Source organism: Caballeronia sp. LZ033 (assembly GCF_031451265.1).
Classification (GTDB): domain Bacteria; phylum Pseudomonadota; class Gammaproteobacteria; order Burkholderiales; family Burkholderiaceae; genus Caballeronia.
Genome location: NZ_JARUXQ010000003.1, coordinates 334,528 through 358,672 on the forward strand (window position 1 = coordinate 334,528; position 24,145 = coordinate 358,672).

Here is a 24,145-nt window from a genome sequence, read left to right on the forward strand (position 1 = left end):
CGGCGATGAGCGTCGCGTTCATGGATCCAGCGGAGGCTACCGATGCTCGCTTCAGAAGCAAACGTACTGCGCAATCGCAGGCCGTCAGGGCAAACCCGATCCTCGAATGCGTGGATCATCGAACACGGGGAAGAGGACGCATGCGAGCCCGTGGCGGCGGGCGCCAGCGAGAAGCCTGAAGCTGCGCTGGCGGGCATGCTGGAACGCTTGCTCGTCCCCACGGTGATAAAACTTGCGGGAGGGGTATTCCGGCAGGCGTTCGTCGCCAATCGCACGCTGGAGCAACTGGCGGAAATCAGGAAGAGCAACGCGCCGTGGGATCAGCAGCTGCTTCAAGCCGCGCGGCTCTCGGCGTCATTCGACGAATGGCTGCCGCCTTCCATCGGGCCGCGCATGAAAGGCATGATGCAGAGCCTGGAAGATGCTGTGCATCTCTGGCAAGCCTCCCGGCGGGTGCTGGCCGCCCTGCAAGCGCTCGATGATCCACGACGCCCCTGGATGCAAAGGGCCGAAGACTGCATCGACGTGCTCGACCTCCATGCGCACCGGTTGCCTTCCGCTGTTCAGCGCAGGCTCGGCACGTTAAGACGTGTGGTTCAGTATGGAAAGGCCGTCCGTGAATTGCGCCGTCTGTTGCAGTCGACGCCCGAGCAGGTCTTGCACGAGGCGGGCGGCTCGCGCCTCGGACTCGATGCGGTCTGCGATGAACTGGCCGGGCAGTTGCCTCCCGTCCTTGCACGTCGGCTCAACGCGCGCCGTGAGGGCAGCGACGCGCTGACGTTCTGCCGGACGGAGACGGAGCGCGCGTATCTCGCCTTCGAGCAGGTCAGTCAAAGCAGGAGCTGGCAGGAGATTTTCGCGGCGGTCGGCGGCTGGCTGGAGAGTAACGCGTCCGATGACGTCGACGCGCTCACCACGATCAAGCAGCAACTCGATGCCTTCCGCGTGGGCTATGACAAGGTTTGCGCGATCTTGTCTGACTCGACGAACTTCGAGTTGCGTTTGATATGTCTGGCCGACTATATCGCCCGCGTGGATGACCGCGTCTTGCGGGCGTTCCTGGCAGAGCGGTTCCATCCGGCCATCGACGCATTGACTGGCGTGTTGCGGACAGGCGCAGCCGCGAGCGAGTTTTTTCGGGCGTTCTCGGCCATCTACCGCAATGACCTCCCCTGGCAAGGCAAACTGCAAGCCCTGCGCTGCCTCATGGAGGAGTTCGCGTGCAGCGGTCTGGCCGGCTGTCCTGTTTCGGTGCAGGAAGTCTTCAAGCGCCTGACTGAAGTGATGGACGTCGTGGCGGAGCTTGCGTCTCCCACACAAGCGTCCGGTCTACGCGAGGTGACAGGGCGCGTTGCATCCGTCGTGCACCGGATCGAACGGCTTTTGCCCGCCTTGGAATCTTCATTGCCCGACGGCGCGATGGCGCAAGTGGACGGCATTGTCCGCGCCGTCGGATGGTTGACTCGACAAATCCAGACGCTGACCGAGCTTCCCGGGGACGCGACCTTGTCCGACTACCTGGGGCGAGCGTTCCGGGAGGGCGATGCGCCGCCGTGGCTGCCGCCCTTCATGGAACCGCTGTCGGCGCTCGGGCGCCAGCTTGGCGACGTGCTGCGGGCCAGCGAGGACGCGCACTGCCCGGCTTTCCCGCGTGCGGGGCCGTTGAGCGAACAACTGAACTGGATTTTCACGGCGCTTCAAAGCGACCGGCTCACCGATTCGGCGTTGAAGCTTCTGCCCGCTCGCCTCACGCCGGTGGTGAGCCTGAGCCGGGCGTTGCTGCTGCGCGTGAACGCGTTTCCGGCTGAAGCCTCAGTGGTCGAACGCGCCAGCTGGCTTGTCTCGGAGCTTTCCGGACCGGATGTCCGGGCGCTGCTGAACGCCCCGGAATTTTTGCGGGCCGGGTTGTTGGGCGAGATCATCGCGGATGAAGATTTCCAGAAGTGGCTCGACATCCTGCACCGAATCATGAAGGGAGGGTCGCAAGCGCGCTGGTCAGGCGGCTTGATGGCGGCAATGCGGGAGCACTGGCGAACCATCGGCTCCGCGCTGTCTTCGGTTGCCTTGTGTTACGTTCCGGGCGGCCCGTTCATCAAGCAGGTAAGTTCATGGGTACACCGGGTCCGGCCGCAAGAGGACTGGATGGCGACCGCGGATGACTTCATCAGGATCGTCGCAAGCGATATCAACGAGGATGTGTCAAGCGGCCGTTTTGCGATGCTCCGTCTCCTTCCCGGAGCGACGGCCGAAGGTCTGGGTCATGCCGCCATGGCGGTCCGGCATTTCTCGCTGTATTCGGAACAGTGGGACTGGACGGCCCTGTTGCAGGACTATTGCAAGGACTCCGCCCAGCGATCGCTCTTCGATGCGTTCTTGCTGGTACGCCTGACCTGGTCGCTGCATCGGCTGGCGACTTCGGAGCCGCCGGGCCGGGATGCATCCCTCCGGAGTCTGCAGCGCGACGTCGAACATCTTCGTTTGCTGGGCTGGCGCGGCATGACTTCGCTTGCGCAACTGCTGCCGCTGGTTCCCGACCTCTGCGCCGTGCGCGCACGGATTCATGTCGAACCATCGAAGGCCCGCAACTGGTTCGATTGGGCCGCCGCCGTGTGCGGCGCCCTTGCCGACGATGACACGCCGTCGATACGGCGGCTCAGGCAGAAGCTTGAAGAAGGCACGGAAGCCTTGCTGGCGAATGCGCTCCAACAGACCCTCGCATCGTTGTCAGGCGAAGTGTTCGTGGAACCTTCCGCGGGCAATGACGATGCCATGCGTTTGTCGGTCATTCCTCCGCAACTGGCACAGCGGTGTGCAATCGCGGGAGAGGAGGATCAGGACGGCTTTGTGATGAGCGGGGCACACCGTTATGTCGTCGACGATGGCCGGCTTTTTCTCGTGCACTGGGACAGCGACGAGCGTGCCTATGCGGTCGTGTCCGGAGAGCGTGTCAATGATCGCGCGGCAGGTCCTCCACTGGTGCGGGTCATGGGCCGATGGTGGGTGAGGCCGCGCCTCGCCAAGCTGCCAGGCGGAGGGCTGTTGTCCCGCTGGTTCTCGACCACGCTGACAGCGAACCCGACAGCGGCCCCGCTGCCGACCGAAGCGGCCGACGCCGTTCTGGACATCAACGCAGATCATCACGATTCTCCCGACGCATTCATATCCAACAACCTCGAATACTGGACTGAAGACGGGCAGATCAGGCTGCGCGATTTCGTCATCGCGTCCGGTGAGAGGGCGCAGTCGGGCGGCAGGTTGGGCTGGGCGGTCGGCCTCTCGGGCGCATTCCTGCTGCTCCTGACCTCCGTCTATGTCTGGAGGGCGTTTCGCAGGGGCGCGGTGCCTGAGCCGTCACGCCGGGCCAATGACGGCAGCGCCAGCGGACAGGCCGAAAGCGAAGCGCTGGTGATGGAAGGCGCGCCGGCGTCAGAGAGGGTTGAGGGGGTCGGGAAGCAGACCGCGGTGGACATCGAACAGCCCATGCTCGACCCCGAACCCATTCCGGATGCCGTCCCCGATGCTGTACGCGACGAACACGCGGGTTGGCGTCCGACGCGTGGCGAACTGACGGCGCTCGCGGTGCTCGGCAGTGCGTCGCTCGGCATGATTGGCTGGGCCTCGTTCAGCGCGTGGCAGAGCCGTCGCCCGGAGGCGTTGGTGGCCCCGGACGACCTGGATGCGGGACGTCTGCTGACGGAGCGCGACTTTGAGATCGTCGTGGATGCGCCATTCGCCATGCAGGCCGTCGAACTCGCCGGACGCGGACGGCGAAGCGCGCCCCCCGCGCGCGGCAAATCCTCGATCCCGCCATGGCCGCTGCCGAGGAATGCGAAGATCGATCCCGATTTGAGTGCGGAAGTATCGCTGCGCTTCGATGCTAAAGACAGCTATATGCCACGCAGAGGAGACTTCGGCGCCATGCATATGGACGGTGTGTATTGGGACGCTGCGGGAGTGAGGGCCTATCTGTTCGTGTCGGGTCGTTACTGGCCCTACACTTATGACGGCAAGCAAGGCGCCTATCACGAAGCGACGATCCATCCCGTGAACAAACCGGAGACATTCCTCGACATCAGGAGGCTCGACGGCGGCGCATGGTTTCTCGCGCTTGGCGCCACATTCGCGCAAGCCGCTGTCGTTCCACCAGGCACAAGCCGTCTCGGTAAAGATGTTGGCGCCACGCTCAGGCGATGGGACGCTGAAGAATCCTTCAAATATGCCGAGCAAGCCGCCGGTTGGGAGGGCCAGGTCTATACAGACTGGGACGGCACCTATCTCTATGCAAACGGCAGTTTCTGGCCGGCCGTGGTGCTGCACGAGAACCTGCTTCGAGTGACGCAGGAGAAGCAGACGGCGGGACCGTTCCTGTATCTCAAGCGCGAGGAGCCGGGCAGCTTGTGGAGGTTTGCGAGGGTCGTCAAGCCGGAGCATCTGCCGGCCAAGCTTGCGTTCTCTCCGGACCTCGTTGCGCGAGCGCAGGCCACGCTCGCTGGAGAGCCGTGGACGTCGGCATGGGTGGCCGACGAACCCCCGGGCATGTATCGCAAAGCAGGCTCAGAAGCAAAGTACCTGCGGATCGACGACAGCCTGTATCGATGCAGTGAAGTCGGAACCGAGCGGGTCAACTATTTCCCGGAGGAAATTCTGACCCTCGTATGGCGGCTCGACGTTGACCTGGCGACCGCGACGTCGGCTCCGTTGCTTGCCGGTCAGGACACAAGCGGAGCCTGGCATTCGATATTGAACAATGGGGTTGACGGGTACTGGGCAGAAGAGCGCGTCGGGGCGTCAAGGGCGCTCGGGCTACTGTTGGCGGCCGCATCCGCCGCGCCGCAAACGCCCGATCTCTCGCAATTGGCGCCGGTATCTCCGGGTCTCTATGCCATGCTGGACTGGGGGCGGTATCTGCGTGTCGGAGGCAGACTGCATCGGTGCTGGAGAGTCGATCTCGATCCGAGGGCATTCGCGGATGGGGCTCCCGAGACGGTGATGCGGGTCGCGGATTCCAATATTGCAGGTTATGTCGCGGGTCGGGGCTGGGGGCTCTTCAGCACGGGAGCCAGCGGCAAACTTGAGCTCGTTCGGGACAAGGAAGATATCGCTTCAGGCTTTGGCGCGCTCCCTTCGGTCAGTGGCGAACTGACGCGGATCATCGACACGTTCGATACGGCGCATGCGCTTCATCACGATGGCGTTGGCATGGGTCGTGAAGGCGTCGTGTATGCAGAGTCGGGACAGCTTTCTATCAGCGTGAATGGTCGCTATTGGCTGTTCATGCTGCTGTCGCCGCAGATGGGGATCATCTTCGGCGATTCATCGGGGCGCGCGTCCTGTGTCGTGATCATCTCGGACGGCCAATGGCAGCTCTATGGCGGCAGTGTAGCTTCCCTCGGCCTGCAGGATCTTCTCGAAGTCGGCACGTTCCATGGATTCAGTGCATCGCTGGAAGTCGCCGTCGGCGGCATTGGACCGCATACCTGGTCGCAGACAATCGAACTGCTCGATAACGCGGCGGATCATGCGTTCCATGGCAGTTACCTGAAGCCCGCGAGCGGCGAATTCCGTCGGGCACTCGGTTTGAAATACCAGGTTGCCTACCTCAAGTCGATCTCGGACTCCTCAGGCAGCTTGAGAACGACCGTGCCCGCCCCCGACATGAGCAAACTCAAACAGACGTGGGATGCCGAGACCATCAAACGCTACTGGCCGCTCTTCCAGGCAGATCAGGATGCGCTTTCCGATCCCGATTTCACCGAGTCCTGCGCCGTGCGCGGCCTGACGCCTGAACAAGTCAGTGAGCAAGCAGAGAGATTGCGCGTCGCGAAGGCGGATCTGGCCGCGCAGAAAAAGACGGTGGATGCGCAATTCGGGTCGGCTGAGTGGGAAGAGACGATGGCCGCCATCGGGATCGAGATGGCCATAGGCAGCATAATGAGAGCGACCGCGGTCAACAACTGGAACAAGAAGAAAGTCACGCGCATTTATTGGCAGAAGGAACAAGCGCGTGTCAACGCGCTTCACGACGAGATCGAAAAGCTTGTGCTCGACCAGGATGCACTGACCGATCTTTATTCCGAGAACCGCTTCGTCGAAGGCGTTGCGCTTGGCTTCGAAAGAGAAAGGGTAGCGCTCGAAGCACTGAAATCCCAGCCGCCGACAGGCCGTCACTGGCGGTATGGGCTCATGTACAGCGATCTGATAGCGGAACTCACGTACGAGATGATCCTTGAGTTCTCGCAAAACAGCGAGAGCGAACAGTTGCACGTCATCGACGCTGCCCGTCTCTATCTCCAGCAGCAGTTCTCCAGCATGGACGAATATGCGGCCTTGATAGGAAAGCTGTCGTCGGTGCCTTCCGGGCAGCGCACTTTTACCTGGCGCGGGGACTATCGCGACATCGTCGCCGCGCAAGAACTGGCCGACAAACTGATCAATACCTGCATGAAGGATGTCGAAGACGAAGAGCGCGCGGAAGGCACACGCGCCATAGCCGCGACGCTCTACCATCTTGTGAAGACGGGGGACGAGCCCGCTTCCATCGATGTCATGCTGGTGGGAGCGATTCTCGATGAGTTCGAAGCGGCATCGAGAAAGTTCAATCCGCTGTACGTTCCCAAGCGTCCGGAAGAATTCTTCTCGCTGTCGCAGATCAAGCCGAATACATTGACAAACGGAGATGCCGCCTATTATCAGCAGTTCGTCGAATATGAGAAAAGCGGTTCGCTCGACTACGAGGCCGCATGGATCGCGAATTTCACGCTGCTGAAAGTGCCATTGCAGATCGACGACTTTTATTCGATCAGGCAATCCTATTTCGTTGATAACGCCGTCGAAGGCACAAGCGACCTCCTGATCAAGCTGAAGAGCGGCAAGTGGATGCTGACGCGTTACCATGGCGACGGGCTGGGTGATCCGCGTGACACCTGCGAGCTTCAAACCTACGAAGAGATGGCGATGCTTCCATACTGGTACGAACTTCCGTATATCGGCGACGGGTACGGATGTTCAGCAAGCTGGGCAGTATGGGACATCGGCATCGACATACCCGAGAACCAGCTGGAAGCTGGGAGCGCTGTGCCGTTGCGTGCAGAAACGGGGCTGGTGCCGGAGTTGGTTCGGCTTACCCGTAAACATCTCGTTACGTTGAAACAGGGTTTGAAAGCGTCGTTTTACGCACCGGAACTGTGGCAGCTTTATGCCAGTCTTGTGCCTTTTTGGGACACCGGGCATGGCTTGGCGCTTGATCCGGAGCACAGCGTCAGGGTTGAACAAGTATTGTCAGACGTCATGGCAGTCGCCATTGCGGTTATTCCCTGGGGGGCAGGGATGGTCAGCGCAGGAGCGAAAGTCGGCTTCGAAAAGGTGGTCCTGCAAGGCTTGCGATACGGTTTGAGAGGCCGGGGGCTTTACAACTATGTCGCCCTCAAGGTATCCCCGACGCTTCCTGAATTTTTCCGGACCTCGTTTCTCCTGCTAACCCGGATGTTGATTGAAGCCTTCAGCCCCGTTCCGCTTCCAACATTTTCTTCGTCCTTCCGCGTCAAACCCGTGAAGTGGAGCAACGTCGCAGGACCAGGAAATCTCGCTTTCGTTCGCAATCCGGGTGCGCTTGTTCCCGCGGCGGCAAACAGCCTCGCTTTCACTCCATTGAGCGACGCTTTCCAGCTGTCGTTGAAGCAGGTTCCAGCAGGCGAGTATCTGCGAGCGGATCTGCGTGGCAACCGGTTGGGGGCGGACCTCGCGGCGGGTCCGTCGCGCGGCCAGCTTGCTCCAGATGCGGACGTGGGCCTTTCCATCGTCAGGGAGCAAATCGATCAGGTTGCTCCGTGGAAGTATGTTATGAAATCCGGTGGGAAGAAATATGGATTTGTCTTCGATCAAAAGCTGAAACAGTTTCGCCTCGTTTATCCAGACGACTGGACCCGGCCCGGGCCTCTCGTCTCCTACACCGCCGATGGATGGCGGCAGGCGCCGATGCTTGGCGCGGCGCGTGACGCCTCCGAAAGCAAGGCTATCCTGCTGACGGAGCGAGGCTTGAGCCAGGTGCGTGCGCGCGTGCTCAGAGGCAACGTGCGCGCCGGACGAAAGTCGGCACGGGAATCGCTGACCGTTGGCCTGAAAGTCCTCCGGGACCCGGCTGAGCGCGCTTCGGTGGACAGACTCCTGGACATGTTCATGGGACAGCATTCGCCCGCATTGAAGACTGAACTGGAATCGAGAATGCAGAACTCCCTTGCTGCGCTCAGGCGCTTGCGAAGCTCGAAGGACGTTTTTTACAGGATCAAAGATGAAGAGGTTAGCGCATCGGTCATGTCGGTCCCGGCTGGCGAAGGCTACACAGCGCCGCAAGTTGTCCGTATCTCGTGGTACGGCAAAAGAACTACAAGTTCCGCAATCGATTTCGGAGAGCGTCAGCCTTATATGATGAATGTCTATTCCGACGGAGTGCAGCTGTTGCAGGACCATCATCATCAAGCGTATCCACAAGCTTTTGCGCGAACCATGCTTCATGAGAGCTTCCATATGGTGAACGATACCCACATTGACATGTATGTTCAGACCGGCAGTCGCGGTTATCATCTTGAGCGATTGGTCAGCAACGCAGCGGGCTTTCTGAGAACCAGCGATGCCGCTGGGAACATGGTCGACCTGCCGCTCGATCAGGTGGCGACGCTGCCGAAATACGATGGAATGGTGAGGTGGATGCTTCCGTACGCCGCCGAGAGCTTCGCGCCCTTTGCGGTCACGTACAAGTTCAAGGACGCCGGCGGCCGCCTGGACGTGGCGAGGGTGCAAGAGGCCTATGGCGACAAGTCTGAAGTGGAAGATGTCCTGCGTCACGTGAGAGATTCGATTTCGCCCGCGATGAAGGACAATCCCGATAGTTACAGCTTTGTCGTGCTCGGGCTTGAAAAGATCCGCAAGCGGCCCGTTGACTTCCGGAACTTGCTGGACGACCTGGATTACGTTCTGGAACATGGGCCGAGCCGGGAGAACGCGCTTATATGGCCCTGGTGACAGGTCGCGACCCCGCCATGAATCCGGATTTGCTGCATCGCAAAACCAGATCGCCCGCGTGGCGCCTCATTTGTGCGCGCTTCCCTCTTCCTCGTTATCACTGATTCATTCGCTGCACTTCACGGTGTTACTGTTCATCGGCAAATCCTTGATTGCTGTAGGTGTCTGGCTTGCGTCGCTCCACAAATCGAAAACAACGCGCTTCGCGCGGCAACCGGCATCGTCCGCGATTCCGGTCGACAGGAGGCTGATGATGTCCACGATCAAGACGTGGCGGGGATCCCGTGCCGCAGCTGCCATGAGCGCATTGATTGGAGCGGGCCTGGGCATGTCGCCGGGCGCGCATGCAGCGGGGGAGCCGATCAGGATCGGCGTCATCAGCGAGGAGTCCGCGGTCGCGGGCGCTTCCATCAGCAAGGCCGCGCAGCTCGCGGCGGAAGAGATCAATGCCCATGGCGGCGTGGACGGCAGGCAGATCCAGATCATTGCCTACGATGACCACTCGTCGGCCTCGGACGGCGTGCGTGCCTTTCAGCGCGCGGCCAGTCAGGACAAAGTGGTGGCGATCATCGGCAGCTATATCAGCGAAGTGGCGCTCGCGATGGAGCCGTGGTCCGCGCGCCTGAAGATGCCCTTCATCACGCCGGGCGCCGCGAGCAACGAGATCTCGAAACGCGTCCACGATGATTACAACAATTACAAGTACACCTTCCACGGCTGGATGACGTCGGCATTCATCGCGCAGTCCATCTGCGATTTCTCGCACGATGTGCTGGTGGGCGAGTTCAAGATGAAGACGACGGTGGTGATGAGCGAAGACGCGGCCTGGACCAAACCGCTCGACGAACGCTTCCTCGAATGCCTGCCGAAAGCCGGGCTCAAGGTGCTGGACCATATCCGCTTCAATCCGGACACCTCGGACTTCACGCCGATCTTCAACCAGATCGAAGCGAAGCATCCCGACACGATCACCACGGGCATCAGTCACGTGGGCGTGCAGCCTACCGTGCAATGGCATGACCAGCAGGTGCCGATCCCGATGACCGGACAAAGCTCGCAAGCTACCACGACGAGCTTCTGGAAGGACACCAATGGCGCGACGGAAGGCGTGATTACCGCATCAGCGGCGGCGCCGGGCGTCGCCATGACGCCGAAGACCGTTCCCTTCGTGGACTCGTACCAGAAGCATTTCGGCGGCGTGTCGCCGGCTTATGACGGCTTCACGAGCTATGACCTCGTGTACATCATCGCTGATGCCATTCACCGCAATCAAGGTTCGACGGACCCGGACAAGATGGTCGATGCACTTGAGAAGACCGACTATGTGGGCACAATCGGACGCTGGCAGTTCTATGGCAAGAACGATCAGTTCACGCACGCGCTGAAGTACGGCGAAGGGTATATCACCGGCATCAACCTGCAATGGCAGAACGGCAAGCAGGTCGCGATCTGGCCGAAGTCGGTAGCGAACGCCAAGGTCAAGTTCCCTGCCTTCGTCAAGGTGCAGGCAGCAGCGAACTGACGTCCTCCCGAGCGGGCGGGCACGAGCATGCACGTCCGCTTTTTTGGGTCTTTCGCGGGGACCGGTTCCACCTGAACATCGATCCGACAAGGACCGCCTATGCTTGCGCTGCAGATCCTCATCGACGGTTTCGCGATCAGTTCGCTCTATGCACTCGGCGCGCTCGGCTTCACGCTGATCTTCGGCGTCTCGGGCGTGCTGAATCTCGCGCACGGCGGCGTCATGCTCATCTCCGCGCTGCTCGGCTGGGCGCTGGCGGGCGAGGCCGGCCTCGGCACGTATCTCGGCACGCTGCTGGGCGTGCTTTGCGGGATGATTGCCGCCTACATCACATACTTCATGGTGGTGCGGCCCATTCAGCGCTCCAGCGCGATTCCGCGCGAGGAGAAGGAAATCTTCGTGCTTACCGGCACGCTGCTGTGGGGCATCATGATTCAGCAAGGCATGGCCTGGCTGTTCTCCGACAACCCCGTCACGATGCGCCCGCTGATTCCCGGCGTCGCGAGTCTGGCGGGCGTGCGCGTGCCCTATAACGAGATCATGATCGCCGTGGTGTGCTGGGTCGTGATCGGTCTGCTGTGGCTTTTCGTGAACCGCACGAAGGGGGGCAAGGCGCTGCTCGCGGCGTCGATGAATCCGCGCGGGCTCACGCTGCTCGGCTTCGAACTGTCGCGCATCTATCTGCTGGCCTGGACGCTGTATGGCGTGCTCGCGGGCGTGGCCGGCGTGCTGCTGGCGTCCTTTCTCGGCGTCAGCACGAACAACGCCGGGCAACTCACGGCGAGCGCGTTTTCCATCGTCGTGCTGGGCGGCCTCGGCAGTGTGTCCGGCTCGTTGCTGGCGGCTTATGTCGTCGGTTATCTGGAGACCGTGACCGCGTATCTGATCGCGCCGACATTGCGTCCCTTGCCCGCGCTGCTGTTGCTCGTGCTGGTCGTGTACGTGCGGCCGCAGGGCTTTCTCGGGCGACGCTGATCATGAAGATTTTCGGAGGCTCGCGTCTGATTGTCGTCGCCGTTGTGCTTGCGGTGATCGCCGCGACGCTGCCGTGGTGGCTCACCGGTTATATCCTCGGCGTGCTGACGGTGGCGTACTACTTCGGCGTCTTCGCGATGTCATGGGACCTGTTGTTCGGCTTTGCGGGCGAAGTCAACTTCGGACCAACTTTCCTGATCGGCCTCGGCGCCTATTCAGCGGCGATCCTCAACGCGCATGTCGCAGCGCCCATTGCCATCTGCGTGATCGCCGGCGGTCTCGTTGCACTGATTGGCGGTCTGCTTCTAGCCGTGCCCGCGCTGCGCCTGCGCGGTCCGTACTTCGGTCTCGTCACTCTGGTGGCGGTGCTCCTGCTGCAAAACGCCATCGTGATCTTCGCGGGCATCACAGGCGGTGAGATCGGCATGATGGTGCCGGACGTAATGTCCGTCGATGCCAGCACTAACTACTGGATCGCGCTCGCCTTCCTGATCGTCTGCGCGATCATCCTGTTCGGACTGTCGCGCTCGGCCATCGGGCTGATCCTGCAGGCAAGCGGTCAGGACACGGTCGGCGCGCAGGCGCTCGGTTTCAACGTCGTCAAGCACAAGCTCGCAGCCTTCTGCATCAGCGCGGTGTTCTCGGGCGTCGCGGGCGCGATGCTCGTGTTCTATCAGGGCACGGCTTCGGTCAGCACCGTGGTCGATATCGGCATTGGCGTGCAGATCATCATCGCGGCCGTGCTCGGCGGCAGGCGCACCATTCTCGGCGCGGTGCTGGGCTCGATCTTCCTGATCGTCGCGGGCGAGTTCCTGAGGCCACTCGGCCAGATCAATACGTTCGTGGTCGCGGCCGTGGCGCTGGCGGTCATCCTGTTCTTTCCCGATGGCCTGCTCGGCAACCTCCTGCGCGTGAGGGAACGCGAATGATCGACGACGAGAACCGCGCGCCTCTGCTTGCCGTGCACGGACTGACCAAGCGCTTCGGCGGTCTGGTCGCGGTAAAGGACATCAGCTTCGAAATCCGGCCGGGGGAGATTCTTGGCCTGATTGGACCGAACGGCTCCGGCAAGTCGACGGTCATGAAGCTCATCATGGGCATCGAGCGACCCAATGCGGGCTCCATCAAGGTCAATGGTGTGGAGATGGCCGGCTGGCTGCCGCATCGCATTGCGCGCGCGGGCGTGGGCATCGTGTTCCAGCATTCGCGGCCGTTGCATCGCCAGACCGTGCTGGAACATATCAAGCTGGCGCTGTTGCCCGATTCGCTCGTGAAGCTTGCGGCCGATCCGCATGTCAACCGATGCGCGCGCGAGATTGCTGAACGCGTGGGCCTCGGCGGCGTAATGCATCGGCATCCGGCTACCTTGCCGTTCGCGGATCTGCGGCGCATGGAAATGGCGAAGGCGATCGCACGCGATCCGCGAGTCGTGCTCGTCGACGAACCCTTTGCCGGTCTCACTGCCGCCGAGTCCGAAACGTTTTCTGAACTGATTCGCGGCTTCCGCGCGGAGGGGCGCGCGGTGTTGCTGGTCGATCACAACGTAAAGAGTCTGGCGGCGCTCGCGGACCGGGTACTCGCGATGTATCTCGGCGAATACGTGGCCGAAGGCACGGCGGACGAGGTGATGCGCAACGAGACGGTGCGGCGCGTCTATCTCGGCGGCAAGATCGAGGCACGCGAGCGCGTCACGCAGGTGGCGAACAGCAGGCCCGAGATTCTTCGGGTGGAGAATGTGGGCGTGCTATACGGCAAGGCGCGCGCCCTCGACAGCGTGAACTTGCATGTGCGCGAGGGCGAGTTCGTCTCAGTAGTTGGATTGAACGGCGCGGGCAAGACAACCTTGTTCAATGCCATCTCGGGACTGGTGCCGTACCAGGGAACGATACGCTATGGCACGCAGGACCTGAAAGGCATGAGCGGCGCGGCGATCGCGCGTGCTGGCATTGTCCAGTGTCCTGAAACACGTGAGTTATTCGGCGACATGACGGTGCGCGAAAACCTTGATCTTGGCGGTTATCATCTCGCCGACAAGGTACGCGCGGATCAGCTCGAATGGCTATTCGAACTGTTTCCCATACTGCGGGCGCGTCAGGCTCAGACCGCGCGTACGCTGTCGGGTGGCGAACAGCAGATGCTCGCCATCGCGCGCGCGCTGATGATGCAGCCCAGACTTCTTGTTCTCGACGAACCCACGCTTGGCCTCGCACCGGTGATACTCGAGCAGTTGTCGAAAGCGATGGAGTTATTGCAGAAGACAACGCCGATTACCGTGCTGCTCGGCGAGCAGAACGTCACGTTTGCATTGCCGCACGCGGACCGTGTCTATGTGCTCGAACACGCGTCCATTATCTGGGAAGGCAGCCCCGCTCGCTTCGAGAAGGAGATGGGGCACGGCTTTCTCGAAGCTATTCCTTCCAGCATTGCGCCTGGCGTGCGAGCGAAGGCTTGATGCGTCGCGCATCTTCAACGTCATGACCTCCTCTCCCTCCGCAGTTTAAATTTGACGCGCAGTCCCCTCCGTTCCTTTGCAAACAGAAGGCCATCAGACGCTTAAGTCTGAATCGTCGCATTGTTATATGCGTTAAGCAATCTCGATGATCCCATTCATCATGCACGGTGCGCGTCATGTGGAAAAGTTATCCGCATCCGGATTCGAACCACTCGGCTGAGCGCGTTTCATTGCAAGTGCGGGAGCATGGGTGGATCTGTATTTCGAAGATGAAGGTTTGAGGAATCGCCGGGCGTCATTATTCGACCGGCGCGTTCAACGTACGGGGTGGAGGGTCGAGCACGCCGGGCCGGATGTGATCGAAGAGTCCGAACAGGTTTCGCGAGGCGGGCAGGCCGGCCTCCAGCAGATGTTCGAACAAGTACTGGTTCGCGCCGTGCTGCAAGTGGCGGGGAGCGCCTTTCATCATGCGCTCGCTGCCAGACAGGCTTATGAGGATCTGGAAGCCATCTGGTCGAGTGCCGCACCGTGGGACGAGCAATTGATCCAGCTGGCCGATATGCTGCCGCGCTATGCGGAGTGGCTTCCCGGGTGCATGCAGTCGCGCATTACCGCGACTGCCGATAACCTCAAGGGTGCGATCGGCATCTGGCGATGCGCGAAGAATATCGGCGAGTCTCTGCGTCGCGTGGATGAGCGCGGCGGTTCATGGATGGACAAGCTGGACAGCTCTCTGCGTGCGCTGACAAGCTTCGAACGTCGTCTGCCGGCGCGGATGCAGCCCATGCTGGCCAGCCTGAAAAGGATCATGCGTCACGCGGATGCCGTGCGCGAGTTATACGGGCGACTTCGCTCCGAAGAAGCCAACTCGAGCGGCAATCATGACGGGCACGGGCACGGGCACGGGCGTGGCTGGGTCGGGCGGCTCGCACGCAGTCTTCCCTCCGAACTCTCGCGCATGCTTCTCGAAGACGCGGACTCGTCGGCGCTCATGCGCGAGGTCGCGCGGGCCTATGAGGCGTTCGAGGCGGCGCGTCGCGGTGCCTCCGTGAAAGAAGTCGTGGAGGCGCTGAAAGACTGGGCGGGCGCGAGACCAAGAGAGACGCTGGATTACCTCGATACCATCAGGCGTCACATCACTGCGTACGTTCGTGCATATGAAGCGATGAGCGCAATCATGAGCCGTCCCACGAGTTTGCGCGCGCGGCTGGAAGGATGCGCCGCCTATATCGCGGAAGAATGCTCTCCGGAGCTGAAGCATTTGCTTCCCGAGCGCGCGTTCCCGGCTATCGATCTTTTCGTTGGCTTGGCGCGGGGCTATGCCGCGGCGCGTGGCTTTCATGCATCGGCGATGGCCATTATCAAAGCCGACAGTCCCCTGGATGCAAAGCTGAATGGATTGATGCAAGCGATCGATCGATTTTCGGCGGCTGATCTGAAGCTACTTCCTCAAAGCGCGCGAGAGCTGATTCTGCAGGTGTCGCAAGTATTGCGCGTGACATCCGCGGGAGTTGCCGTCGGCCGCTCAGCGAATGCTCAGGAGACGATTCCGCGTTTGCGTGCGATTGTCGAGCAACTCAGGGCCTCGCTGCCGCATCTGCTCGACGTGCTTCCCGAAAGGTCCGGAGACTCGACCGAGTCCGTGGTGCGTGCACTGGACGTGATGGTACGACAGTTCGAAGCGCTTTCGCGTCTGCCTGCAAGCCCCGGATTCGAGGATGTCATGCAATCGTTTCTTCAGGATCAGGGCGCGACTTCCTGGCTGCCTGAATTCATGCAACCGCTGCTGCAAGTGGCGCGTCAATTGAGCGGACTGCTGCCGGCATGGAAAAGCTATCCGGATTCCGGATCGCTTGCCGACCAGCTGAGCTGGACGCTGGAAACGCTGCAGAGCGAGCATCTTACTGACGAGACCCTTGGACGGCTTCCTGTCGGCGTCGCCGGGATTGTTCGGCCCGGTCGCGTCGTGTTTCTTCGCATGACGCGCTTTCCCGTCTCGGCGCCACCGGTCGAGCAAGCGCAGTGGCTGATGTGGCAGCTTTCGGAGCCCGAACTGGGGCATCTGCTGGAGGCCGGCGGCCTGCCGGTGACGGAGTGGCGGAGGGCGTTCATCAGCGACGAACATGTGGGCGCCTGGTTCGACGCATTGCTCGAGCTCACACAGTGCAAGTCGTGGACGGCCGCGGCGAACACTGTGTTCAATCTTGCATTGCTGAGTCATCTTCCGGCGGCAGCGCTCTCGACCCTGGAAGGTGCGCTGGCCTATGTCCCCTTTGGCACGCAGGCGAAGCAAATCCTGCACTGGGTGAAGAGCACTCAGATCGCAACGACCTGGAAGCAAACGGCGCGCAACTTCTTCAAAACCGTCGAGAAGGACGTCATGCACGATCCCGCTGCGGCATTCCGATGTCTTCCCGGCGCGACGTCCGCCGATCTCGCGCGAACCATGACGCTGGCGCAACGCCTGTCGATCTACGCCGATCACTGGGACTGGGCGGGCGTGCTGTGCGATCTCCGCGAGTCCTCGGAGTCGAAGGTGCTGTGCGATGCCTTGTTTGCCATGCGGCTTGCGTGGTCCTTCCAGGCGCTGGCCCGCGCGGATGTGGAGGAACGAAGCGAGCGACTGGAACAGCTCGAAACCGATGTGCGCAAGTTGCACATGCTGGGCTGGACCGGCATGAACACGCTAGTCCATCTGTTGCCACTATTGCCTGCGCTATGGGAACTGCGCGGACAGGTCCGGATTGAAACATCCGGAGCGCGGAACTGGTTCGACTGGACCGCTGCGATGATGCGTTCACTCGCGGACAGTGACACACCCGCCGTTCAGCGGCTGAGGACAAGAATCGAAGAGCAGACGGAGGCATGGGTTGCCGGTGCGCTTCAGGACGCCATCACATCGGTATTGGGCAAGGCCTGCGCCACGACCATCAGCGGTGAATCCAGTGGGGCAGTGCTGACGCCTCTTGCGGCGTGCTTTGCGCGTGATGTATCGCTTGCAGGCGTGGAGGAAGACAGCCAAGGCATCTTCCGGGTGGATGGACGCTGCTACGTTCAGTCCGACGGACACGCGTTCCCGGTGAAATGGGATTCGGAAGAGCGCGCGTTCTGCCTGATCGTGAACGAGCGAGCGGTGAATGAACATGGACGGCGGCCGCTTGCAAGGATGATGGATCGATGGTGGACAAGGCGTCGTGTGCGAGGGGGCAAGGGCGGCGGACCGGTTCTGATCCCGCAACTGGCCGAAGCGGACATCGACGCCTTGCAAGTGCCTGCGGATCCGGAAGACATCCTCGAGGCGCGCGGGATCGAATACTGGAATGAGGACAACCAGGTCAGGCTGCATGACTTCGTCATTGCGTCCGATGAACAGGACTTGTGCGCGCGCTGGAAACCCATCGTGGCGGGGGTGGCGGGCGGTTTGGGGCTGTTGGGCGTGATCGGGTACTTCTGTCATATGGCGATCGGCCGGAGGCGCTCAACGGTGTCCGGCGATCAGGACAAGGAGGTCAATGAACCCTTGGCCGAACCGGCGATACCGCTCCAGGATCTGACGGAAGTACGCCCAAGTGAGGCGTCGCAGGAATCGAGCGAGTTGCTCGACAAGCCGGCGGCAACGCAGATAGTACCGGGCGATGTTGTAGCGGCTTCACCCGGCGTTCAGGTTGAGCGATGGCGGCCGACGAAAGCCGAGTTGATCGTGGGCGGGCTGATAGGGAGCATGTCGCTGGCTGCGGTGGGATGGGCGTCCCGTCAGGCGTGGCTCAGATATAGCCGGTCCGCCGGCGTTGTGGATGATGCGGTTCTGAGCGTCGCTCATCAGGCTGCTGCGCGTCAGATGGACATCGTCATCGATGTGCCGTTCGATGCCAGCGCGCTTCATTCGGGTCATGTGGTTTCCAGGCGGCAGGCAGCCCCTCTTGGAGCAGCCGCTCAGGAAGGTTCCATGGAATTTTGGGCCTTGCCGCGCTATTCAGAGGTGAGTGATCACCTGACGGCCATGGTCCTGGAACGTTTCACCCAGTCGGCCCACTACAAACCCAGGCAGGGTGACTTCGCGACGAAGGAGGAAGACGGCATATATTGCAATGCGCAGCGAAGCCGCGCGTATATCTTCATTGCAGGTCGCTACTGGAGAATTCATCTCCAGACAGCTGAAGCTTCCAAGTATCTGGGCTTCGACTTTATCATCGGCAAAGTTTTCTCTTTGAATGACGCCGACAGAAACATTTTCGTCAAGAGAGAGAATAAAAAATGGACCCCGTTGCATGCTCCCACGAAGCCGGTGCCCGCCGTTGCGACAGAGAGCTATCTCGATCCATCGGTGTCGAGAGCAATCAGGCGATGGTCCGTCGAAGAGGTGTTTCACTATCCCGATGAGGCTGCAGGCGTTGAAGGACGGCTATATACGCATTGGGGCGGCGCCTGTTACATTGCAATAGACGGAAAATATCGCTCCGCTACGGTGTTTCACCCCAATCTGTTGTGCGTCTTCGGCGGCGCAGGTGTTTCCACTGAACGGCTGTATCTTAAACGGAACCCGGCCAGCAAGATCTGGGAGATTGCAACGGTCGTCAGGCCGCAGCCCATGCCCAGAAAGTTCTCCGACGATCTGATAGCCCGAGCAAAGGCATTCCTGATCGGCAAACCTTCGGTGCCCAATCTGGTGCAGGACGAATCACCGGGCATGTATTACACCGTCGGTTCTCCAGATCAGAAGTTTCTGCTTCTTGACGGTCTTTACTACAAGTGCAAGAGAGTCGAGAAAGACTTGTTGAAGTATCCAGGAGGCAGCTATCGCGAGATATGGGAGATTCATGACATCGACGAGGCTCCCTATCGGGATCCAATTCATGCAGCACTGGACGAAAAAATGAATTGGCGGTCATTGATCCATAACGATCGTAATGAATTCTGGCTGGAGGATATCGAATACGTGTCCATCGCTTTGGCGGATCGTGTGACGGCTCAAGTCATGCCTGTAAGCATCAACTATCCGGCCGCTGCGTGGGCTCTTCTTCCAGGAAAATTCGAGTCCAAAAGTCGAGCCCCATTGTTGAGAATCAGGGGAAAACTCTACATCTGCGAGGCAGTCACGATTCCGTCCGAAGGCTTTTCCGAAAAAACCCTCCGTGAAACGGTCAAGATCGGCGATCAATACGCCAGTTTCAATAGCGCTTCTTGGGTGCCGCTGCAGAAAGACAAGCAGGGAAAATGGGTTCTGGAAGAGAGCAGTACAGCGGCATCCACGGCCGACAGCGGCTTCTTCTCGGTCAGCAAAGATGTGCGGGGCATCGTGGATTCATTCGACCCCGCCTATGCGTTCGCGGACGAAAAAACGGGCGCTGGCGTGGATGGAATGGTGTACGTCCACAATGATCAACTGTTTCTGAGCATGGATGGAATGTATTGGCCGTTTTCGCTTCTGGCACCTCACTTGGGCATCCTGTTTGGTGATGCCGAGCGAATCAGGATGTGCACGTTGGTCAAGTCCGGAGGAGAATGGACTTCGGTCTCCAGTGCTCCGCTGTTCGCAGCGTTGAGCGAGCTGTTCAAGACAGGCTCGTTCCAGGGACTGAATAGCTCTTTGAGTGGGCTACTGGGAAGAGACGGCTTTTCGACCTGGTCTCAGGTGCTCGATGCGCTTGACAATTCGGCAGATCACGAGATTCATGAAAGTTATCAAAACCCGGAAAGTGAGAACTTCAGGAAAGCACTGAAACTTAAATTTCAGACGGTATTTTTGAAGAGCATAACGGAACAGAAAAATAGCGGATTGAATTCGTCCAGATCCGCAGCCAGCGTCGACGCCAGCCGGCTATGGAACGAGAAGGGTATCAGCCAATATTGGACGCTCATCTCGCAAGAGCGAGAGGCGTTCGACGACATCGATTTCCGTCAAGCTTATCTGGTCCGCGGGTCGTCGACTGAAAAGCAAGCAGATCTCGAGAAAACGCGAGGGCAAAGAAATACGGTGGCGGTCCAGCTGAAGGCCGCCATCAAGGCGAAAGAACGTGCGGACGAGATGATGAAATACTTCCCGGACGGAAGGGCGCCATTGGAAGACATTTACTGGCAGAAAGAAGTCACAAGGCTTCAGGCGCGGCGCGACGGGTTCGACATCACTATCCTCGAACTCGAGGAGTGGCTGACCAGTTTCAAGGAGAATGTTTTTGCGGCTGGAGTCGCGATGGGGTGGGCGCGAGAGACTGCTGCATTAAAGACTCTGGAAGGTGCGACTGCGAGTTCCAGTCATTGGCTATACGGGTTGATGTATAGCGGCTTGTTGTCCGACCTGGTTTGGGAAATCGCTGCTCAGAGCAGCACTCATACAGCAGCACCGCAATTGGCGTTGCTCCAGGGCGCTCGTCTTTACCTCGAAACACAGTGGAGCATTCATCACAATTTCTCGGAGCTGGTGGCAAAGCTGGCCCGCTTTCCTGAGAGCAGATACTGGTTCAAGGCGAAGGGGGATTATCGCGACGTCTTGTCGGCGCAGAACTCGGTCAAGGCCCTGGCTGGCGATCTGCTCCCCACCAATGATGGTGTTGAGTCGGTCGCAAGCGCCCAGGTTCTGGCCGCTTTGGTCTATCACCTCGTCACTTCGAACAAGCGTGCGTCTTCAGTCAGTGCCGGCGCGATGGAAGGGATTGTTCTGAGATTCGAGCAGGCGAAGCGGGACATGAATTTTTGGCAGACCATTGGGCCCGCGCCCGAGCATTTCTTTTCGTTGTCGCAAATCAAGCCGAGTGCGCTGTGTGTCAGCGATACTGCTTACTACAACCAGTTCGCAGACTATGAGGACCTGGGCTTCCTGAAATACGAGGCTGCGTGGATCACCTCGTTGAAGATCATCGAGGCCAAAATGACCGTCGAAGAGATGTACGATGTGAAGCAGGTCTATCTGATATATGATCCGTTCCTTTATCTTCGTGAGGCCTATATAAAGCTGAGTAGTTCGGAGTGGATGGTGGTCAGGCTCTACGTTCCCTTCGGTTCGAGCGGGAAGGTTGAATTCTGTGAAAAGATCCCTCAAGAGCAATTAAAGACAAGAACTCTATGGTGGAAATACCTGCCCGTAAAAGTTAACGACGGAGAGTTCTGGTCCGGGGAAACGTTGCGTCTTCCGCCTCATCGGGGTGACACGAAGTGGTATTTCGGTGCGAAAAGGGAGAGAAAGCAACTAGCACCGGGAACGACAGTCTTCTCCGCGCTATTGACGATGGTTTGCGACACGCTCTCCGATACGGTAGACGTGCTGAAGGAAGACCTGTACACCATGTCAAAGGCGAAGGCGTCCGTGCCTCCCCTTCCGTTTTTCGAAGAAATCTACATGTGGTTAGTGGACCGTCATTATCGGCCTTCGTTCTTGCAGCTCGGCGTTGATGCGGTGATGACGGTGCTGGCACTCGTGCCCGGACTTGAGGAGCTGTTCGACGCGGGAGCCGAAGCGGCCGTCAAGATTGTGTCGCAAGGTGTTCGAAACGGCCTGACTGGTGCGGAGCTTCTCAGATACGCGGTGTATGAGGCAGGCGACGCAGCAGTGGACGGCGTCATCCAGGCGGGCAAGGCCCTCGGTATGATGATTCTCGACTTCCACAGCCCGGTCCCGTGGCGTACGTTACGTCCTGGGCCCGCTTTCAAAGCGGGTAATTTCGGTCGGGCAACAGTCTTGAAAGATCAGGAGCCGTTCTTCGGCGCGAGCGTCTACCTGCCCCAGGATACAGTCGATATCGTCTTCAAGAAAATAGACGACGAATTCAAGCTCACGGAGAGTCAACTTCCCGCAGGCAAGCTCGAAAGGGTTCATGCCGTGTACAACGGTTCTCAGGCGGAGCCCGTCGCCAGTGCCTCGACGAGCGCTGCGGCAGGCGTGTCTGCAAGCGCATCGACAAGCGCGGATACGAAACTCTGGAAGGTCGTGGGCAATGAGAACCTGAAGAATCTCTATCTGCTCGAGCAGAGTGGCAACCGCTATCTGCTGACATTCGACGGCGCGCGCAATCAATACCGTCTGGTGAACCCTGCTGCCCCGACGGAAGCCAGTGAATATCTCTATCACACGGATCGTGGATGGAGACAATCTCCGCCAAAAGCGCTCAAGGGATTTCCATACGAAACCAAGCCGATCCTGCATTTCGATACCCGCTTGACCAAGGAGCGCGGCAACGAAATGCGCGCCCTGATCCGCTCGAGCCGCGACGAAGGCCGCAGGGTACTCACGAGCGGGCTGGAAACATTGCACTCGCAGGAATCGGACGTCGACAAGGTACTCGATATCTTCATGGGCGGCCATTCACCTGAACTGAAGAAGGAGCTGACGACCAGAATCAACGCGTCGGTCATCGCGCTCGAACAGCTGAGACCGTCTACCGACGTCTCCTACGACCTCGGTGATCTGAGGGACAGCACCGCCGTCATGGGAACGGTCGCCGGGCCCAACCGGGTGCCGCCGCGAGACATCGTCACGACGTCGTCGCAGTCAGTGAGACTCACGCCGGCGAAGAACGTCGGCGGCGAATCCGTCGTGCTGATGGTGGCGTACTCGACTGGCATGAAGATTTTCGAGAACCACTTGGCCGAGAGCTTCTCGGAGGGCATGGCGCTGACCATGGTTCATGAGAGTTTCCACGTGCACAGCAAGTGCCCCTTCGACTGGTATGCGAAGCTGGAGCAGGGTGGCATGGATGTGAACAACCTGATTTCCTATGCTGGCGGCCACCTGAAAGAGGCGGGAGCAGACGGGCAATTGAAGAATCTCAGCATCGATACCTTGCTGTCGGACCACCGCTACGACAGCCGAGTCAAATTCACGCTCGCCTATGCACGCAATCCGCCGAACGTGAAAGACTCGGTCTACCGCTTCAAGACGGCTCAGGACGTGGAGAAGGCGTTCGAAAACAAGGAACTGGTTCGGGGCATTCTCAATGACACGTTGATGAACCTGTCGCCCAAGATGGCCTCGAATCCGGATAGCTTTGCCCTGACAATGTACGCGCTGAAAAACCTTCGTTCCGATCCAATCAAGATGAAGGAGTTCATTCGAAGGTACGAGAGCTTGTTCAACACGGACAAGGCGGAATTCGAGTCCTTGAGCTGGCCTTTCATCCAGCGCCCCGTTTAGCGCACGCGCAAGGTATAGCGCGTGCGCTGGCGAAAGCTTTCACCGGGCCGGAGCACGGCGTCGCTTCTTGCCGGACCGTCCATATTGATGCCATCGGGAAACCCGCCGGCTTCGAGACACAATCCCGCATGTTTTCGGTAGCGCGCTCCGCCGCGCGCCGCTTCGCCTTCAAGATGATTGCCGGTATAGAACTGCAATCCGCGCGCGTCCGTCGCGACCAGCAATTCGCGGCCGCTCGATGCGTCATACACCGTGGCCGCATCGCGGAGATCCTGCGACTTGCCGTCGTGCAGCACGTAGCAATGGTCGAAACCTCCGGCGAGTTTCACTTGCTCATTGGATTCATCGAGTCGCGCGCGAATCGACTGCGGCTGACGCCAATCAAACGCCGTGCCCGCCACGTCTTCGCGGGCAATCGGTATCGAGCCTGCGTCGATCGCGAAGTATGCGTCCGAAGCTATCGTGATCTCGTGATCGCGAATGTCGGCCTCCGGCGCCACGCTGCCGCTCAGATTGAAGTAAGCGTGATTCGTCAGATTGAGCGCGGTGGGCGCGTCGGTGCGCGCTTCGTAGTCGATGGATAACGTGCCGTGTGCATCGAGCGCATAGCGCACGCTCACGTCGAGATTGCCCGGAAAGCCCGCTGCCCCGGCGTCCGGATGCAAGCTCAGGATCAGTGCGGCGCCGTCGATGCGCGCCTGCCACATCTGCCGATGAAACCCCGCCGAGCCGCCATGCAGGTGATTCGCGCCTTCGTTGCGCTCGACCTGATAAGCGACACCGTCGATAACAAACCGCCCGTCGCGAATCCGGTTCGCCCATCGCCCGACGATCGCGCCCATGAAGGCCGTGCTGTTCAGGTAATCGTCGGGCGCATCGTGGCTGAGCAGCACATCGGCGAAATGGCCGTCGCGGTCGGGCGCGCGCCACGAGACCAGGGTCGCGCCGAGATCGCTGATGTCGATCTGCATGCCGCTTTCGTTACGCAACGTATAGAGCTGCACATCGCCCCAGGGGCGCATCGTGATGGAAGTCGAATGTGTCATGCAGCATG

At 60.1% G+C, this 24,145-nt stretch carries 8 protein-coding genes; 6 read left to right on the forward strand and 2 right to left on the reverse strand.

What is annotated here, in order from left to right:
• The first annotated feature begins 42 nt into the window (after window positions 1–42).
• Window positions 43–9,018: a hypothetical protein gene (locus QCE62_RS22855; RefSeq protein WP_309923471.1), complete on the forward strand. Its 8,976-nt coding sequence runs from the start codon at window positions 43–45 to the stop codon at window positions 9,016–9,018.
• Window positions 9,019–9,123: 105 nt separating this feature from the next.
• On the opposite strand, the gene QCE62_RS22860 is transcribed toward QCE62_RS22855, so the two are convergent.
• Window positions 9,124–9,279, reverse strand: a complete 156-nt coding sequence (locus QCE62_RS22860; protein WP_309923473.1) for a hypothetical protein — start codon at window positions 9,277–9,279, stop codon at window positions 9,124–9,126.
• Window positions 9,280–9,316: 37 nt separating this feature from the next.
• On the opposite strand from QCE62_RS22860, the gene QCE62_RS22865 reads away from it, so the two are divergent.
• The 5 genes from QCE62_RS22865 to QCE62_RS22885 all read left to right on the forward strand — a co-directional run bounded on the left by QCE62_RS22865 (window position 9,317) and on the right by QCE62_RS22885 (window position 23,091).
• On the forward strand, window positions 9,317–10,540 hold the full coding sequence (locus tag QCE62_RS22865) for an ABC transporter substrate-binding protein (RefSeq protein ID WP_309923475.1): 1,224 nt from the start codon (window positions 9,317–9,319) through the stop codon (window positions 10,538–10,540).
• A gap of 99 nt (window positions 10,541–10,639) precedes the next feature.
• Window positions 10,640–11,515, forward strand: coding sequence for a branched-chain amino acid ABC transporter permease (locus QCE62_RS22870; protein ID WP_309923477.1), 876 nt, complete (start codon window positions 10,640–10,642; stop codon window positions 11,513–11,515).
• A gap of 2 nt (window positions 11,516–11,517) precedes the next feature.
• Window positions 11,518–12,444, forward strand: coding sequence for a branched-chain amino acid ABC transporter permease (locus QCE62_RS22875; RefSeq protein ID WP_309923480.1), 927 nt, complete (start codon window positions 11,518–11,520; stop codon window positions 12,442–12,444).
• The gene (locus QCE62_RS22880) at window positions 12,441–13,967 is read left to right on the forward strand and encodes an ATP-binding cassette domain-containing protein (RefSeq protein ID WP_309923482.1); all 1,527 of its coding nucleotides are present in this window, start codon (window positions 12,441–12,443) and stop codon (window positions 13,965–13,967) included. The genes QCE62_RS22875 and QCE62_RS22880 overlap by 4 nt, the downstream gene beginning before the upstream one ends.
• Window positions 13,968–14,217: 250 nt before the next feature.
• Window positions 14,218–23,091 carry a hypothetical protein gene (locus QCE62_RS22885; RefSeq protein WP_309923484.1) on the forward strand — a complete coding sequence of 2,958 codons (8,874 nt, stop codon included), beginning with the start codon at window positions 14,218–14,220 and terminating at the stop codon, window positions 23,089–23,091.
• Here QCE62_RS22885 and QCE62_RS22890 read toward each other — a convergent pair.
• Window positions 23,088–24,137: an aldose epimerase family protein gene (locus tag QCE62_RS22890; protein WP_309923486.1), complete on the reverse strand. Its 1,050-nt coding sequence runs from the start codon at window positions 24,135–24,137 to the stop codon at window positions 23,088–23,090. The two genes, QCE62_RS22885 and QCE62_RS22890, sit on opposite strands and share 4 nt — an antisense overlap.
• Window positions 24,138–24,145: the final 8 nt, after the last annotated feature.

Bases quoted from the DNA above. Each gene is read 5' to 3' on its own strand.
- QCE62_RS22880 (WP_309923482.1), top strand. From the start codon at position 12,441: ATGATCGACGACGAGAACCGCGCGCCTCTGCTTGCCGTGCACGGACTG.
- QCE62_RS22865 (WP_309923475.1), top strand. From the start codon at position 9,317: ATGAGCGCATTGATTGGAGCGGGCCTGGGCATGTCGCCGGGCGCGCAT.
- QCE62_RS22875 (WP_309923480.1), top strand. From the start codon at position 11,518: ATGAAGATTTTCGGAGGCTCGCGTCTGATTGTCGTCGCCGTTGTGCTT.
- QCE62_RS22870 (WP_309923477.1), top strand. From the start codon at position 10,640: ATGCTTGCGCTGCAGATCCTCATCGACGGTTTCGCGATCAGTTCGCTC.
- QCE62_RS22890 (WP_309923486.1), bottom strand. From the start codon at position 24,137: ATGACACATTCGACTTCCATCACGATGCGCCCCTGGGGCGATGTGCAG.
- QCE62_RS22855 (WP_309923471.1), top strand. From the start codon at position 43: ATGCTCGCTTCAGAAGCAAACGTACTGCGCAATCGCAGGCCGTCAGGG.